At 74.9% G+C, this 14361-nt stretch carries 14 protein-coding genes and 1 riboswitch; of the genes, 4 read left to right on the forward strand and 10 right to left on the reverse strand.

Annotated features, from left to right (window positions below; all coding sequences use genetic code 11):
- Positions 1–80: 80 nt before the first annotated feature.
- From LO931_RS14325 to LO931_RS14340, 4 genes are all read left to right on the forward strand, one after another.
- Positions 81–758 carry a hypothetical protein gene (locus tag LO931_RS14325; protein WP_229054468.1) on the forward strand — a complete coding sequence of 226 codons (678 nt, stop codon included), beginning with the start codon at positions 81–83 and terminating at the stop codon, positions 756–758.
- Positions 759–792: 34 nt separating this feature from the next.
- Positions 793–1359 carry an antibiotic biosynthesis monooxygenase gene (locus LO931_RS14330; protein ID WP_229054469.1) on the forward strand — a complete coding sequence of 189 codons (567 nt, stop codon included), beginning with the start codon at positions 793–795 and terminating at the stop codon, positions 1357–1359.
- Positions 1356–2873: a cobyric acid synthase gene (locus tag LO931_RS14335; RefSeq protein WP_229054471.1), complete on the forward strand. Its 1518-nt coding sequence runs from the start codon at positions 1356–1358 to the stop codon at positions 2871–2873. Before LO931_RS14330 ends, LO931_RS14335 begins: the two co-directional genes overlap by 4 nt.
- 66 nt (positions 2874–2939) lie before the next feature.
- On the forward strand, positions 2940–3683 hold the full coding sequence (locus LO931_RS14340; protein ID WP_229054473.1) for a cobalt-precorrin-6A reductase: 744 nt from the start codon (positions 2940–2942) through the stop codon (positions 3681–3683).
- 72 nt (positions 3684–3755) lie between these two features.
- Here the strand turns inward: LO931_RS14340 and LO931_RS14345 are convergent, their stop codons facing one another.
- The 10 genes from LO931_RS14345 to LO931_RS14390 all read right to left on the reverse strand — a co-directional run bounded on the left by LO931_RS14345 (position 3756) and on the right by LO931_RS14390 (position 14361).
- A complete protein-coding gene (locus LO931_RS14345) occupies positions 3756–4688 on the reverse strand; it encodes a cobalamin biosynthesis protein (protein ID WP_229054474.1) in 933 nt (310 codons plus the stop codon).
- Positions 4685–5458, reverse strand: coding sequence for an adenosylcobinamide-GDP ribazoletransferase (locus tag LO931_RS14350; RefSeq protein WP_229054476.1), 774 nt, complete (start codon positions 5456–5458; stop codon positions 4685–4687). Before LO931_RS14350 ends, LO931_RS14345 begins: the two co-directional genes overlap by 4 nt.
- Entirely contained in the window at positions 5458–6531 is a 1074-nt protein-coding gene (cobT, locus tag LO931_RS14355; RefSeq protein ID WP_229054478.1) for a nicotinate-nucleotide--dimethylbenzimidazole phosphoribosyltransferase, read from the reverse strand. The genes LO931_RS14350 and cobT overlap by 1 nt, the downstream gene beginning before the upstream one ends.
- Entirely contained in the window at positions 6528–7334 is an 807-nt protein-coding gene (locus LO931_RS14360; protein ID WP_229054480.1) for a CbtA family protein, read from the reverse strand. The genes cobT and LO931_RS14360 overlap by 4 nt, the downstream gene beginning before the upstream one ends.
- Before the next feature lie 116 nt (positions 7335–7450).
- Positions 7451–7666: a CbtB-domain containing protein gene (locus tag LO931_RS14365; RefSeq protein WP_229054482.1), complete on the reverse strand. Its 216-nt coding sequence runs from the start codon at positions 7664–7666 to the stop codon at positions 7451–7453.
- Positions 7667–7720: 54 nt separating this feature from the next.
- Positions 7721–7786, reverse strand: a riboswitch (cobalamin riboswitch).
- Positions 7787–7852: 66 nt separating this feature from the next.
- Positions 7853–8278, reverse strand: a complete 426-nt coding sequence (locus tag LO931_RS14370; protein ID WP_229054483.1) for a histidine phosphatase family protein — start codon at positions 8276–8278, stop codon at positions 7853–7855.
- Positions 8275–9285 carry a uroporphyrinogen-III C-methyltransferase gene (gene cobA, locus LO931_RS14375; protein WP_229054485.1) on the reverse strand — a complete coding sequence of 337 codons (1011 nt, stop codon included), beginning with the start codon at positions 9283–9285 and terminating at the stop codon, positions 8275–8277. Before cobA ends, LO931_RS14370 begins: the two co-directional genes overlap by 4 nt.
- The gene (locus LO931_RS14380; protein ID WP_229054486.1) at positions 9282–11729 is read right to left on the reverse strand and encodes a cobyrinate a,c-diamide synthase; all 2448 of its coding nucleotides are present in this window, start codon (positions 11727–11729) and stop codon (positions 9282–9284) included. Before LO931_RS14380 ends, cobA begins: the two co-directional genes overlap by 4 nt.
- Entirely contained in the window at positions 11723–12337 is a 615-nt protein-coding gene (gene cobO, locus LO931_RS14385) for a cob(I)yrinic acid a,c-diamide adenosyltransferase (RefSeq protein ID WP_229054487.1), read from the reverse strand. The genes LO931_RS14380 and cobO overlap by 7 nt, the downstream gene beginning before the upstream one ends.
- Positions 12337–14361: a magnesium chelatase subunit D family protein gene (locus LO931_RS14390; RefSeq protein WP_229054488.1), complete on the reverse strand. Its 2025-nt coding sequence runs from the start codon at positions 14359–14361 to the stop codon at positions 12337–12339. Before LO931_RS14390 ends, cobO begins: the two co-directional genes overlap by 1 nt.

Consider the following 14361-nt stretch of genomic DNA (forward strand, 5'->3'; position numbering starts at 1 on the left):
CGCTCTCAGGCTGCGCACCTACGCTGGTGGGGTCGACCGGATCGACGGGTCGGCGCACCGACTCGGAGGAGTGATCCCTGATGACCACGCGGACCCGAAGCGCGATCCTGCTGCTCCTGCTCGGCCTCGTGGGGCTCGGCGCCGCCCCAGCCTCGGCCTCGACGGCGCAGGAGTCCTGTGACCCGGCCACCGACGTCGTCGTGACGATCGACGCGTCGGCGCTCGGTGGGGAGTACAGCTCGCTGTGCGTCAGCGACGCCGACGGCCGACCGGTGCTCGACGTGCTGGCGGCGACCGGCATCCCGGTCGAGACGGCGTCTGACGGTGCGCTGTGCCGCCTCGACGGCTTCCCCGCGCCGGACCAGGATCCCTGTGGCGCGAGCCCCTCCGGCGACGGACGCTGGACGCTCTTCGCGGCCGAGGTGGGCGGCAGCTGGGCCTACGCCCAGCAGGACCCGGCCGGGATCACGGCCGCTGCAGGGCAGTTCCTGACCGCGGTGTACGCGCCGAGCGCGGTGACTCCCACCGCGCCCGACCAGGTCACGAGCGCCGAGCTGTTCGCCTCGGCTGCGTTCGTCCCGTCCGAGGTCGCCAACGACGTCGTGCCCGCGAGCGACGAGGACGACACGGCGACGGGCAGCACGCCGGACGAGGACGAGGCCCCCACAGCATGGCTGATCCTCGGCCTGATGGTGGGCGTGCTGGTGCTCGTCGGCGGTACGGTCGTGGTGCTGCGTCGCCGCGCGCGGAACGCCTGACCGGGGCGGAGCGGGCGCGGCCTAGCCTGGGGGCATGACCGGACCCGTCACCGTCTCCATCACGCGGCACGTCGACCCCGACCACGAGCAGCAGATGCTCGCCTGGTTGCGGGCGGGCACGCAGCTCTCGGAGCGCTTCGACGGCTTCCTGGGGTCGGGCTGGGTGCGGCCTGCGGCGGGATCGACCGAGTGGCACATGCTGTACCGCTTCGACTCGCCGGACCACCTCGAGACGTGGAACGACTCCGAGCAGCGTCGCTGGTGGCTCGAGTCGGCCCAGGGGTTCGTGGAGGAGGCGCGGCACGAGCAGCGCACCGGCATCGAGGGCTGGTTCGACGAGCCCAGCAGCGTCGACGTCCGCGACCTGCGCCCGGCCCCGGTGCCGCCGCCGCGATGGAAGCAGATGTGCGCGATCTTCCTGGTGTTCTTCCCGCTCAGCGTCGCGGCCAACTGGGGCTCCAGCCACCTGTTCCCCGACCTCGTCCTGCCGCTGCGGGTGCTGGTGAGCGTGCTCGTGATGACGCCGGTCATGACCTACGTGGCCCTGCCGTTCATCACGCGCCTGCTCGCGCCGTGGCTCAACAAGCAGCCGGCCGCGTGAGGGGACTGCTGGTCGCGGGCACCACGTCCGACGCGGGCAAGACGGTCGTGACCACCGCGATCTGCCGTGCCTTCGCGCGGCGCGGGGTGAAGGTCGCGCCGTTCAAGAGCCAGAACATGTCGAACAACTCGATGGTGGTCCGGGCTGAGGTCGAAGGGGGTTCGGCCACCACCCACGGCGAGATCGGGCGCGCGCAGTGGATCCAGGCGGTCGCCGCGGGCGCGGTGCCGGAGGCGGCGATGAACCCCGTGCTGCTCAAGCCGGGGTCCGACCACACGAGCCACGTCGTCGTGATGGGGAAGCCGGCCGGCACGCTCGGCGCGCGGAGCTTCGTCGACGGCGGACGCGCGCACCTGGCGGAGGCGGCCTTCGCGGCGCTCGACGACCTCGCGTCCCGCTACGACGTGATCGTGGCGGAGGGGGCCGGCTCGCCGACCGAGATCAACCTGCGCGGGAACGACTACGTCAACATGGGGCTCGCCCGGCACGCGGGCCTGCCGACCGTGGTGGTCGGCGACATCGACCGGGGTGGGGTCTTCGCGGCGCTGTTCGGCACGGTGGCGCTGCTCGAGGCGGCCGACCAGGACCTGGTGGCCGGCTTCGTCATGAACAAGTTCCGGGGCGACGTCTCCCTGCTCGCGCCGGGCATCGACCGGCTCGCGGAGCTGTCGGGGCGCCCGACGCTCGGCGTGCTCCCGTGGCACCCGGACGTGTGGCTCGACTCCGAGGACGCCCTCGACCTCGAGGGCCGCCGCTCGGGCGACCGCGACGACGCGCTGCGGGTCGCGGTCGTGCGACTCCCGCGCATCAGCAACTTCACCGACGTCGACGCGCTCGGCATCGAGCCGGGGATCGACCTGGTCTTCGCCTCGCAGCCGCACCACCTCGACGGCGCCGACCTGGTGGTCCTGCCGGGCACGCGCGCGACGATCGGCGACCTCGCCTGGCTGCGGGAGCGGGGTCTGGCCGCCGCGGTGCTGCGCCACGCGGCGGCCGGGGGCGCGGTGCTCGGGATCTGCGGTGGCTTCCAAATGCTCGGTCGCGTCGTCGCCGACCCGGACGGCGTCGAGGGTCCGGCCGGCGCAGAGGTCGAGGGCCTCGGACTGCTCGACGTCCGCACCGACTTCGGCGCCGAGAAGGTGCTACGCCTGCCGACGGGCGAGGCGCTGGGGCAGTCGGCCTCCGGCTACGAGATCCACCACGGGCGCATCACCCGGGGTGACGGGGTGGAGGACTTCCTCGGGGGTGCTCGCTCCGGCGCCGTGTTCGGCACGATGTGGCACGGGAGCCTGGAGTCCGACGGGCTGCGGCGAGCGCTGCTCGCCGAGGTCGCCACGGCGGTGGGTCGCTCCGCGCCGGTCTCGGACGTCTCATTCGCGGCGAGGCGCGAGGCCCGGCTCGACCTCCTGGGCGACCTCGCGGAGGAGCACCTGGACGTCGACCGCCTGCTCGCCCTCGCCCTGACCGGAGCGCCGGCGGGACTGCGGCGACTCGCGCCCGGGGCGCCCGCGTGACGGTGCGTGGGAGGGTTGAGAGGTGCCTGACCTCCTGACGTCCCTCACCCACCCGGACGCCGGATGATGCGGGGGCCGCACGTCCTCCTGCTGGGGGGCACGGCCGAGGCGCGAGAGCTCGCCCAGCTGCTCCTTCGCGCGGGCATCGCGTTCGAGTCGTCGCTCGCGGGCCGGGTCGCGCGACCGCAGCTGCCCGTGGGCCAGGTGCGCATCGGTGGCTTCGGGGGGATCGACGGGCTGCGGGAGCACCTGCGTCAGCGGGGCGTCACGGCCGTGGTCGACGCGACGCACCCGTTCGCCGAGGGGATGACGCGGCACGCGGTCGCGGCCTGTGCGGCCGACGGGGTCCCGCTGCTGCGGCTCGCGCGGCCCGGATGGTCCGACGCGCCGGGCGCCGACACCTGGCACTGGGTCGACGACCACGCGGCCGCGGCCGCCGCGACGGCCGAGCTGGGGGAGCGTCCGTTCCTGACGGTCGGACGTCAGGCCCTCGACCGCTTCGTCGGGCCGCTCGCCTCGCACGCCGCGCTGGCGCGGGTCGTCGACCCGCCCGAGATCGCGCTGCCCGACCCCTGGACCCTGCTGCTGAGCCGCGGGCCGTACTTCCTCGAGGGCGAGCTGGCCCTGATCGACGAGCACCGCCTCGACGTCGTCGTCACCAAGGACTCCGGCGGTACGCACACGTGGCCCAAGATCGAGGCCGCCGCCGCCCGCGACATCCCCGTCGTGGTCGTCCGCCGCTCCGACCCCGCCCCGGGCGTCCCCACCGTCACCGATCCCTCCGCCGTCCTGGAGTGGCTCACCCCCTGACCCCTACCGAGATTTGCGCTCAGTTGTGCAGAACCGGCGAGTCCGTCACGCGCATCTCGGCGCAAATCTGGGTCAGGGGCGGCGGGTGGCGACCACGGCGGCGACCGCGAGAGCGCCCCGGCCGACGGCTCGGGCGAGGGTGACGGACCTCGGGATGTCCCTCGCGGCCGGCGGAGGTCCCGAGCCCATGCGGACGCGGTCGTCGACGACGCCCTCGTAGTGGTTGACCCCGCCCAGCTGCACGCCGAGCGCTCCCGCGAACGAGGCCTCCACGGCGCCCGCGTTCGGGCTCGGGTGGCCGGGTGCGTCGTCCCGCCAGGCGCGCAGGGCCTCGCGGGGACGACCGTCGACCACGGGGGCGCACGCCGCAGCCAGCAGCGCCGCGAGCCGGGCCGGCACCAGGTTCGCGAGGTCGTCGAGGCGCGCGGAGGCCCAGCCGAAGCGGAGGTAGCGCGCGGAGCGGTGGCCCACCATCGCGTCGAGCGTGTTGACCGCGCGATACCCGACCAGACCGGGCACCCCGGCCACCGCGCCCCACCAGAGCGGGGCCACGACCGCGTCGGAGGTGTTCTCGGCGACCGACTCGACGACGGCGCGCGCGAGCTGGTCGGCGTCGAGCTCGCTCGGGTCGCGGCCCACGAGGCTGCGCACCCGCAGGCGTGCGGCCGGGAGGTCACCCGCGAGCACGTGCTCCCCGACGGCCGAGGCCTCGCGGCCGAGCGACCGCCCGCCCACGACGGCCCACGTGGCGACGGCGATCGTCAGCGCGTGCTGCACCGGACGCCCTGCGGTGCGTCGCTCGGCCACCGCACCCGCCACCGCGACCGCCCCCACGGCCGCGGACGTGAAGGCGACCCCGCGACGCCGGTCGTCCGCGTAGAGACGCCCCTCGAGTGCACCGGCTGCCCGACCGAACCCCGCGACCGGGTGCCACCGCGCCGGATCGCCCAGCAGGCGGTCCGCGGCGACGCCGAGCACCAGCCCGACCGCGCGCGAGAGGCTCACGGGATGCTCGCCACGACCAGGCCGGCGGCCAGGGCGACCTCGATCGAGGCCCCGAAGCAGTCGCCCGTCACGCCGCCGTGTCGGCGCACGCACCGCTCGAGGACCGCCACCGCTCCCAGTGCGAGGGCCCCGGCGAGCACGAGCCCGCGCCACCAGGGCAGGTCGGACGAGAGCGCCAGACCAAGACACGTAACGACCACCAGGAGCCAGGTGGCGGCGGCCGCGAGGCGTGACACCGTCTGCGCGAAGCTGATCGCGAGTCCGGAGTCGCGGGCCGGGGGTACTCCGGCCACGCAGTCGAGCGTCAGCGCGCACCGCGACAGGCACACGAGCGCTCCGGCGACGAGCGGCCCGGTGTCGGTGCCCACGAGGGCCGCGATCGACGCGGCCTGCAGCCCGAGCACGACGACCATCGTCGCCGCGCCCGCCGGGCCGGCGGTGCCGCCCTTCATGACCTCGAGCGACCGCTCCCGGTCGTGCGACGCCGTGAGGCTGTCCGCGACGTCGGACAGCCCGTCGAGGTGCAGCCCCCGGCTGCCGAGCCCGAGCACACCGACCGCGAGCAGTCCGACCACGAGGGCCGGAGCGTCAATCAGGTCGCCCAGCCACACGACGAGCGCGACCGCGAGTCCGATCGGCACGACCGCGAGCGGCGCCATCAGCATCGCGAGCCCGGCCACGCGGCGGTCGACGCGGGCCGGAGCCGGCCACCGCACCACCGTGAGCGTGCCGGCCGACAGCAGCCACCCGTCGCGGACCGGGGAGGGCATCAGGGCAGGAGGTCGGCGAGCAGCGCCATGTCGGAGAGCAGGAGGCCGGCCGAGCGGATCAGCGGGACCGCCGCCACCGCGCCGCTGCCCTCGCCGAGCCGCATCCCGAGGTCGAGCACCGGCTCGAGCCCGAGGTGCTCGAGCGCGAGCGACTGACCGGGTTCGGTCGAGCGGTGGCCCGCCACGAACCAGGCGGCCGCACCGGGAGCAAGCCGCTCGGCCATCACGGCGGCCGCGAGGCTGATGACCCCGTCCAGCACGACCGGGACCCCGGCGTGGGCAGCGCGGGCGAGGTACGTGGCCGAGGCGGTGAGGTCGGCGCTCCCGAGGGCCTGCAGCGCCACGACGGGGTCGTCGGCGCGGTCGCCGACGCGGTCCAGGGCCTGCTGCACGACCGCGGTCTTGTGGGCGAGGCCGGCATCGTCGACGCCGGTGCCGCGACCCGTGACGGCGTCGGCGGGCAGCCCGAGCGAGGCGGCGATCAGCGCCGCGGCCGGCGTGGTGTTGCCGATGCCCATGTCGCCCGACACGAGCAGCTGCGTGCCGGCGGCGATCTCCTCGTCCGCGATCATCGCGCCGACGGCGAGCGCACGACGCGCCTCACCCACGGTGAGGGCGTCCTGGAGGTGGATCGGCGCGGAGCCGTTGCGGACCTTGTGCTGCTTCACGGCCGGGTCGACGTCGGCGAGGTCCTCCTCGACGCCGAGGTCGAGCACCCGGACGTTCACCCCGTGCTGGCGGGCCAGCACCGAGACGCCGGCGCTGCCGGCGAGGAACGTGCGGACCATCGCGCCGGTGATGGCCTTGGGGTAGGCCGAGACGCCGTGGTCGGCCACGCCGTGGTCGCCCGCGAGCACGACGGCGCGCACGCGCTCGATCGGCGCCGGAGGCACCGCGCCCTGGGTCGCCGCGACCCAGACCGCGAGGTCCCCGAGCCGACCGAGCGCGCCTGCAGGGGTCGCGAGCCCGCCGAGCCGCTCCCGGGCCGCCGCGACCAGCGCGGGGTCCGGGGCGGCGACGGGGGTGCCGGCCGGGGGCAGCGTCGGCGCGAGGGTCGGACCCTGAGGGCTCACAGGGCCGCGGCCGCCTCGCGACGAGCGACGTCGGCGGCCTCACGGGTCCAGGCGCGGTGCACCAGACCGGTCAGGACGACACCGAGCACGAGCCACAGCGAGGCCTGCGTCAGCAGCGAGCCGACCCGGAACTCGAACAGGGTGTTGGCCGGGAACGAGTCGGGCACCTCGTCGATGGGCGCCATGACGAGCGTGGCGATGCCGACCACGGCGAGGTAGACCGCCCCGGCGACGGCGGTCGCGGTCCACGCGGATCGGGAGGCGAGCACCTGGCGGGCGATGATGACGGCCGCCAGGACGGCGAGGACCGAGATCGCGAGGAAGCCGAAGTACAGCGCGGTGCGCTCGCCGATGGTGTCGCCACTGCCGACGGCCGGCGGGTTCGGCGGGTACTTGAGCCACGGCACCAGCACGACGGCCACGAAGCCGGCTCCGGCCACCAGTGCGGTCGTCGCGACCGGGGAGAGGCGGCCGAAGCGGCCGGCGGCGAAGGCGGCGGCGATGCCGACGAGGCCGCCGAGGATCACGCCGATGAGGCCGGTCGCCGTGGCGAGACCGGGGCCGGCCTGCTGGCCGCGCGTGATGCCGCCCTCCTCTTCGTCGCCGTGGGAGTGGGTGTGGCCCTCCTCCTCGCCCTCGGCGTGCGAGTGGGCCTCGGTCTCGGCGGGCGCTGCGGCGCTCTCCTCGAGCGCGATGGCGTCGTCGATGGCGGGCTCACCGACGCCGATGGCGACGACGAAGGCGATCAGGCCGCCGAGGAGGCCGGCGATCAGGCCGTTGATCAGAAAGCTGCGTGCGTTCATGGGGGTGCTGCTCCGTCCGGGAGTGGGCATGACGGCATGGCGTCACGCCACGGGTGCCGGTCCTGCCGGCAGTGGGGTGGGCAGCGGTCGCTCAGAGGACCGCCGGTGTCGCTGCGTCAGTGGCAGGGGAAGCCGAGCAAGTGGCGTCCGTCGTGGACCCACTCGTGCACGTCGCTGCCGGAGATCAGCGAGAAGGCACCCTGCTCCGCGCCCACGAAGTACGTGACGACGACGGCGAGCAGTGCGGCGAACAGCGCCCAGGGGGCGAGCTCACGGACGGGGATCGAGACCGGCGCGACGGTGGCGGGCGCGGTCGGGTTCAGCTGGCTCATCTGGTCTCCTTCGGGATGCGTGCGTCCCGTGGTGGGTGGAATGCCGAGGCCCGGGTCTGACTCCACCCGCCGGAGCGGGTGTCACAGTAGCGCGACTGTGCCGGACTTCCACCGGCTTCCGAGGTCTCGATCGATTCGCATCGTAGGGCATGACGGGGGCCTCGGGTCACGGGTGGGTCGAACGTCTCAGGGAACGACCTGGATCTCGCCGTTGTCGGGCAGCCGCGGGTTCGCGCCGGTGGCCCGGGCGACGGCGAGCGCGATGACGTCGCCGTGGCTCACGACGAGGTTCCGCGCCTCGCCGTCGAGGTCCGCGAGGGCGCCGGAGATGCGCCCGGCCACGAGGTCGAGGGGCTCGAGGTAGCCCTGCTCGAGGAGCCGCGGATCGAGGTGGGCCGGCAGGTCGAGGGCGCGGGCGACGATCATCGCGGTCTGACGGGCGCGCACCGCGGGGGACGAGACGACGTGCTCGATGCCGAGCTCCTGGGCGTGCAGCGCGGCCGCCTGCGCCTGCTCGACCCCGAGCCGGGTCAGGGGCGGGTAGGGGGTGTGGCCCTGGAAGCGGCCGGCGGCGTTCCAGGTCGACTGGCCGTGTCGCAGCCAGGCGATCACGCGAGCACCACGTCGTCGGACGGTGCCCCGATCGCGGCGACCTGGCCGATCACGACGACGGCCGGGGCGCCGATGCCGGCGTCGCGGGCGAGCCCGTCGATCGTGACGACGGTGCCGCGCACGACGTGCTGGCTCGGCCGCGCGGCGTCGGCGACGACCGCCGCCGGCGTCGAGGGATCGAGGCCACCCTCGACGAGGGCGTCGGCGATCGCGGGCAGCGTGCGCACCCCCATCAGCACCACGATCGTCGTGCCGGAGCGGGCCAGCGCCTCCCAGTCGACCGTGGAGTCGGGATGGCCCGGAGGCAGGTGCCCGGTCACGACCGTGAAGCCCTGGCTCGTGCCGCGGTGCGTCACGGGGATCCCCGCGAGCTCGGGCGCGGCGATCGCCGACGTCACGCCCGGGACCACGGTGACGGGGACGCCGGCCGCCCGACAGGCGTCGACCTCCTCGCTGCCGCGACCGAAGACGAACCCGTCGCCACCCTTGAGCCGGACGACGTTGCGGCCCGCCTGCGCGTGCTCGACGAGGAGGCGGTTGATCTCCTCCTGCGGCGTGGTGCGACCGTGCGGGATCTTGGCGACGTCGACGACCTCGACGTGCGGCGGCAGCGAGTCGAGGACGGCCAGCGGAGCGAGGCGGTCGGTCACGACGACGTCGGCCGCGAGGATCGCGGCGTGGCCCGCGACGGTCAGGAGGCCGGGGTCGGCCGGCCCGCCGCCGACGAGGGTGACGCGTCCACCCGCGGGCGACGCCGGCCGCTCGGCCGCGTCCCGCAGCTCGTTGACGACGACCTCGGCTGCACGGACGTCCGCGAGGGTGGCCTCGCGCGGCTCCCACGTGATCAGTCCGCGCTCGTGCCAGTCCTGGATCGTGGCGCACACCGTCGGGGTGACGACCGTGACCGTCGCCCGGGCGGTGAGCAGCACCTCGACGCGCGCCGCGGTGCGGGCGTCGCCGGAGGTCACGAGCACCCGGGTCCCTGGCGGCACGGCGAACCCGGTCACCGCAGGATCCCGCGCCAGGCCGAGAGCAGCGTGCGGGTCGTCGAGGGCCGGCGCACGGCGATGCGGACCCAGGTGTCGTCGAGGCCGGGGAACGTGTCGGCCCGGCGGAGGGCGAAGCCGGCGGCCCGCAGCCGCGCGTGGGTGCCGGCGCCGGGGCGGGCGAGCACGAACGACGCCGCGGGCGGGCTGACGACGGGGACGCCGAGCTCGCGCAGCCCGTCGACCAGGATCGCCCGCTGCGTCGTCACGAGGCGCGCTCGCCGCTCGGCCTCCGCGACCGCCTCGTCGCCGGCAGTCGCCGCGATGACGGCGAGCGCCGCGGTGGAGACGGACCACGGCGGCTGCTGTCGTCGCAGGTCGGCCACGATCTCGGAGTCGCCCACGACGTAGCCGGCACGCACGCCGGGCAGGCCCCACAGCTTCGTGAGGCTGCGGAGCACCACCAGGCCCGGCATCGGGACCGACGTCAGGCTCGCACGCTCGCCGGGCACGGCGTCCATGAACGCCTCGTCGACCACGACGACGCGGCCGGGGCGCAGCAGGCGTCGCAGGTCGGAGGCCGGGTGCAGGACCGAGGTGGGGTTCGTCGGGTTGCCCACGACCACGAGGTCGGCGGCCTCGGGCACGGCGTCGGGGTCGAGGCGGAATCCGTCCTCGGCGCGCGTCAGCACCCGGTGCACCGCGTGACCCGCGGCGGCGAGGGCGACGTCGGGCTCGGTGAACTGGGGGTGCACCACGACCGGGTGGCGCCAGGCGCGGGCGCGCGCGACGAGGGTGAACGCCTCGGCGGCACCGGAGGTGGCCAGCACCTCGGCAGGCGCGCGACCGTGCCGGCGGGCGACGGCCTTCTCCGCGACCGTGGGGTCGGGGTAGGCGCCGATGTGGGCCATCGACTCCGCGAGGGCGGCGGACAGGAACGCGGGGAGCGGCTCGTCGGTGACGTTGACCGCCAGGTCCACGAGGCCCTCGTCGAGCTCGGCGTCGCCGTGCCAGCCGAGGTCGGGCTTCCGGTCGGTCCGTGCCGCGACCGGTGCCTGCGGTGCGGTGGTGCCGGTCGGCGCGTGCGGGACGGGTGTGGTGAGCGGCGCGCTGGAGGCGGCGGCCTCGGCGAGGCGCTGGGCGAGGACGGGCGCACCCGCCCAGTGGGTGTGGAGGTACGACGCGTGCAGCGCGGGTCCGGCGAAGCCGATCGACTCGCCGCGGTCGATCCATGCCGGGACCGTGCCGTGCACCGGCGTCACGTGCGTGCGGTGGAACTCGTGGGCCGTCACGCGCTCGCCCGCGCGGGTCAGGAGCGTGTCCTCGCCCGCGATCCCGGTGCGGTACGCGAGCGTCAGGCGCGGCGTCATGGCGGCGTGGGCGTCGAGCGCGCCGATCATCGGCACGTCGTCGACGCTCTGGCAGAGGTAGAGCAGGCCGGCGCACTCGGCGACGGTGGGGATGCCGTCGGCCACCGCCTGTCGCAGCTGCTCGCGCAGCGCGGTGTTGCCGGTCAGGCCCGCCGCGTGGACCTCGGGGAACCCACCGCCGAGGTAGAGCGCGCGCGTTCCCGCCGGGAGCTCGGTGTCGGTCAGGGGGTCGAAGACCTCGACGCGGCAGCCCGCGGCCTGGAGCAGCTCGGTCGTCTCGGCGTACGTGAACGTGAACGCGCGTCCGCCCGCGACGGCGACCACCGGTGCGCCCTCGACCGGTGTCACGTGGTCGGCCGGGTCCCATGGCCCCGCGCCCGACTCGGCCTCGAGCGCCGGAGCCGAGCGGGCGATCTCGACGACGGCCTCGAGGTCGATGCGCTCGGCGACCTGGGTGGCGAGACGGTCCAGCGCCTGCGCTGCCTCGTCACGCTCCTGCGCCGGCACGAGGCCGAGGTGGCGGGACGGGGCGACGATGCCGTCGTCACGTGACAGCACGCCGAGCACGGGCAGTCCGAGCGGCTCGATCGAGCGACGCACCTCGTCGGCGTGCCGCTGCGAGCCGGCCTTGTTGAGGATCACGCCCGCGATGCGCACCGCCGGGTCGAAGCTCGCCAGGCCGTGCACCATCGCGCCGATCGTGCGCGAGGCGGACGAGATGTCGACGACGAGAACGACGGGCGAGCGGGTCGCGGCCGCGACGTGGGCGGTCGACGCGAAGCCCTCGCCGCCGATCTGTCCGTCGTACAAGCCCATGACGCCCTCGATCACGGCGAGGTTCGCTCCGCGCGCACCGTGGAGCAGCAGGGGCGCGAGTCGGTGCTCGCCCACGAGGTGCGGGTCGAGGTTGCGGCCGGGACGTCCGGTCGCGAGCGAGTGGTAGCCGGGGTCGATGTAGTCGGGTCCGACCTTGTGGCCGCTGACGACGTGCCCCGAGGCCGCGAGGGCGGCCATCAGCCCCGTCGCGACCGTCGTCTTCCCGTGTCCCGACGCAGGAGCCGCCACGACAAATCGGGGGAGGCTCGCGCCTACCATTCGATGCCTCGCTGGCCCTTTTGGCCGCGGTCGAAGGGATGCTTCTCGTGCTGCATCTCGGTGACCAGGTCGGCGATCTCGCGGAGGGCGGGGTGCGCGCGGCGGCCGGTGATCATGACGTGCTGGCGGCCGGGCCGGTCGCGGAGGGTCCGGATCACGTCGTCGACCTCGACCCAGCCGCGCTCCATCACGTACGTGAACTCGTCGAGCACGTACAGCTGGTGGCGCTCCTCGGCGATGCGGCGCTTGACCTCGGCCCAGCCCTCGGCGGCCTCCAGCTCGTGGTCGGTCTCGGTGCCCTGCTTGCGCGACCACGACCAGCCGGAGCCCATCTTGTGCCACTCGACGGGGCCGCCCTCACCGGTCTGCGTGTGCAGCTCACCGAGGCGCTCGAGCACCGTCTGCTCGCCGATGCGCCACTTGGCCGACTTCACGAACTGGAAGACGCCGATGTCCCAGCCCTGGTTCCAGCCGCGGAGCGCCAGGCCGAAGGCGGACGTGGACTTGCCCTTGCCGTCGCCGGTGTTGACCATCAGCAGCGGCTGGTTGCGGCGCTGCTTGGTCGTGAGCCCGTCGTCGGGGACGGTGAGCGGCTCGCCCTGCGGCATCAGGCCACCTCCCGCACGACGGTCGTGAGCGCGTCGGCCGTGACGTCACCGAGGGGCAGGTAGGTCGCGTCCATGACCTCGGCAAGGCGGCGCGCGAGACCCAGGCTCATGCGGCCGGTCTCGCAGTCGACGACGACGGTCTCGACGTGGCCGAGCAGGGCGGCGGCGCGCTGCGAGCGGGCGACGGCGTCGGAGCCGTGGGTCGCGCGGCCGTCGGTGACGAGCACGAGCAGGGGGCGTCGCCGTGGGTCGCGGACGCGCTCGATGCGCAGGGTCTCCACGACCTGCAGGAGTCCCTCCGCGAGGGGGGTGCGGCCGCCGGCCGGCAGGTCGTCGAGGCGGCGCGCGGCGATGTCGATCGAGCCGGTCGGGGGCAGCGCGAGCTCGGCGGAGTCGCCGCGGAACGTCACGAGGCCGACCTTGTCGCGGCGCTGGTAGGCGTCGAGCAGGAGCGAGAGGATCGCGGTCTTGACCTGCTCCATGCGCTTGCGGGCGGCCATCGAGCCGGACGCGTCGACGCAGAACAGCACGAGGTTGGACTCGCGTCCTTCCGTGATCGCGACCCGGAGGTCGGTCGGCTCGAGCAGCACCCGTCCGGCGGGGGTGCCGGGCTGTGGGCGGCGGAGTGCTTGGTGCGGTGCGGCGGCCCAGAGGGTCTGCGGGAGGTCGAGGCGACCGCCGGAGCCCTCGGGGCGCCGGGCGCCGACCCGGCGACCGTTGGAGGTCAGCGCGCGCGACCGACGTCCGGCCTCGCCCGTGCCGAGGCCGTCGACGGTGAAGAGGCGGGCGCGCGACGGCTCGCCCGCCTGTGCCGTCGTGGTGGTGCCGCTGCCCTGGCCCTGCTGCTCGCCGGAGTCGCCGGCGGGAGGAGTCGGACCGGGCTCGCTCGGGCCGCCGTCGTCGGCTGCGTCGCCGTGGCCGCCGTCGTCCGAGCCGTCAGGGCCGGAGGGGGGCGTGCCGCCGCCGGGTCCGTCGTCGTGGGGACCCTCGTCGTCCGGTCCGTCGGTCGGCGGCTCGTCGTCGCCGAGCAGGTCGTCGAGCTGCTGCTGGTCGATGCCCGGGGCGTCGAACGGGTTGCGCCGCCGGCGGTGCGGCAGCGCCAGCCGGGCGGCGACGCGGATGTCCTCGGTGGTGACGTGGGTGCGGCCCTGCCAGGCGGCGTGCGCCACGGCGGCGCGAGCCGTGACGATGTCGGCCCGCATGCCGTCGACGTCGAAGGCCGCGCAGATCTCGGCGATGCGCACGAGGTCGTCATCGGTCAGCAGCACCTGCTCGAGCAGGTCCTGGGCGGCCGAGAGGCGCTCGGTCAGCGCGGTCTCCTCGGCGGCGAAGCGCTGGGCGAAGGTCTCGGGCGCGGAGTCGAAGGCGAGCCGTCGCCGGGTCACCTCGGCGCGCAGCTGCGGATCGCGCGGTGCCGCGACGTCGACCGTCAGACCGAATCGGTCCAGCAGCTGGGGCCGGAGCTCGCCTTCCTCAGGGTTCATCGTGCCGATGAGCACGAAGCGCGCCGCGTGCTCGACCGAGACGCCGTCGCGCTCCACCGTGCTGCGACCCATGGCTGCGGCGTCGAGCAGCAGGTCGACGAGGTGGTCGTGCAGCAGGTTGACCTCGTCGACGTAGAGGATGCCGCGGTGGGCCTTGGCCAGCAGGCCGGGCTCGTACTCGGTGACGCCCTCGCTGAGCGCCTTCTGCAGGTGCAGCGATCCGAGCACGCGGTCCTCGGAGGCGCCGACGGGGAGCTCGACCAGCCGCACGGGCCGGGTCTCGACCTCGGGCTCGGGGCCGAAGGGGCCGTCGGGCGAGAGCGGGTTCGCGTCGCGCGGGTCGGACGAGAAGCGGTCGCCGGCGACGACGTCGATGGGCGGCAGGACGGCGGCCAGCGCCCGCACCATGGTCGACTTCGCGGTGCCCTTCTCGCCGCGCACGAGCACCCCGCCGATCGACGGCGAGATCGTCGCGAGGACGAGGGCGAGGGCCATGTCGTCGGAACCGACGACGGCCGTGAAGGGGTACTGACGTGGCAT

Origin of the sequence: Aeromicrobium sp. Leaf350 (assembly GCF_916858655.1) — a bacterium.
In the GTDB taxonomy this organism is placed as follows: Bacteria; Actinomycetota; Actinomycetes; order Propionibacteriales; family Nocardioidaceae; genus Aeromicrobium.

Coding starts and splice junctions, on each gene's coding strand:
- LO931_RS14325 (WP_229054468.1), top strand. CDS start 81: ATGACCACGCGGACCCGAAGCGCGATCCTGCTGCTCCTGCTCGGCCTC.
- LO931_RS14330 (WP_229054469.1), top strand. CDS start 793: ATGACCGGACCCGTCACCGTCTCCATCACGCGGCACGTCGACCCCGAC.
- LO931_RS14340 (WP_229054473.1), top strand. CDS start 2,940: ATGCGGGGGCCGCACGTCCTCCTGCTGGGGGGCACGGCCGAGGCGCGA.
- LO931_RS14350 (WP_229054476.1), bottom strand. CDS start 5,458: ATGCCCTCCCCGGTCCGCGACGGGTGGCTGCTGTCGGCCGGCACGCTC.
- LO931_RS14360 (WP_229054480.1), bottom strand. CDS start 7,334: ATGAACGCACGCAGCTTTCTGATCAACGGCCTGATCGCCGGCCTCCTC.
- LO931_RS14365 (WP_229054482.1), bottom strand. CDS start 7,666: ATGAGCCAGCTGAACCCGACCGCGCCCGCCACCGTCGCGCCGGTCTCG.
- LO931_RS14380 (WP_229054486.1), bottom strand. CDS start 11,729: ATGGTAGGCGCGAGCCTCCCCCGATTTGTCGTGGCGGCTCCTGCGTCG.
- cobO (WP_229054487.1), bottom strand. CDS start 12,337: ATGCCGCAGGGCGAGCCGCTCACCGTCCCCGACGACGGGCTCACGACC.
- LO931_RS14390 (WP_229054488.1), bottom strand. CDS start 14,361: ATGCCACGTCAGTACCCCTTCACGGCCGTCGTCGGTTCCGACGACATG.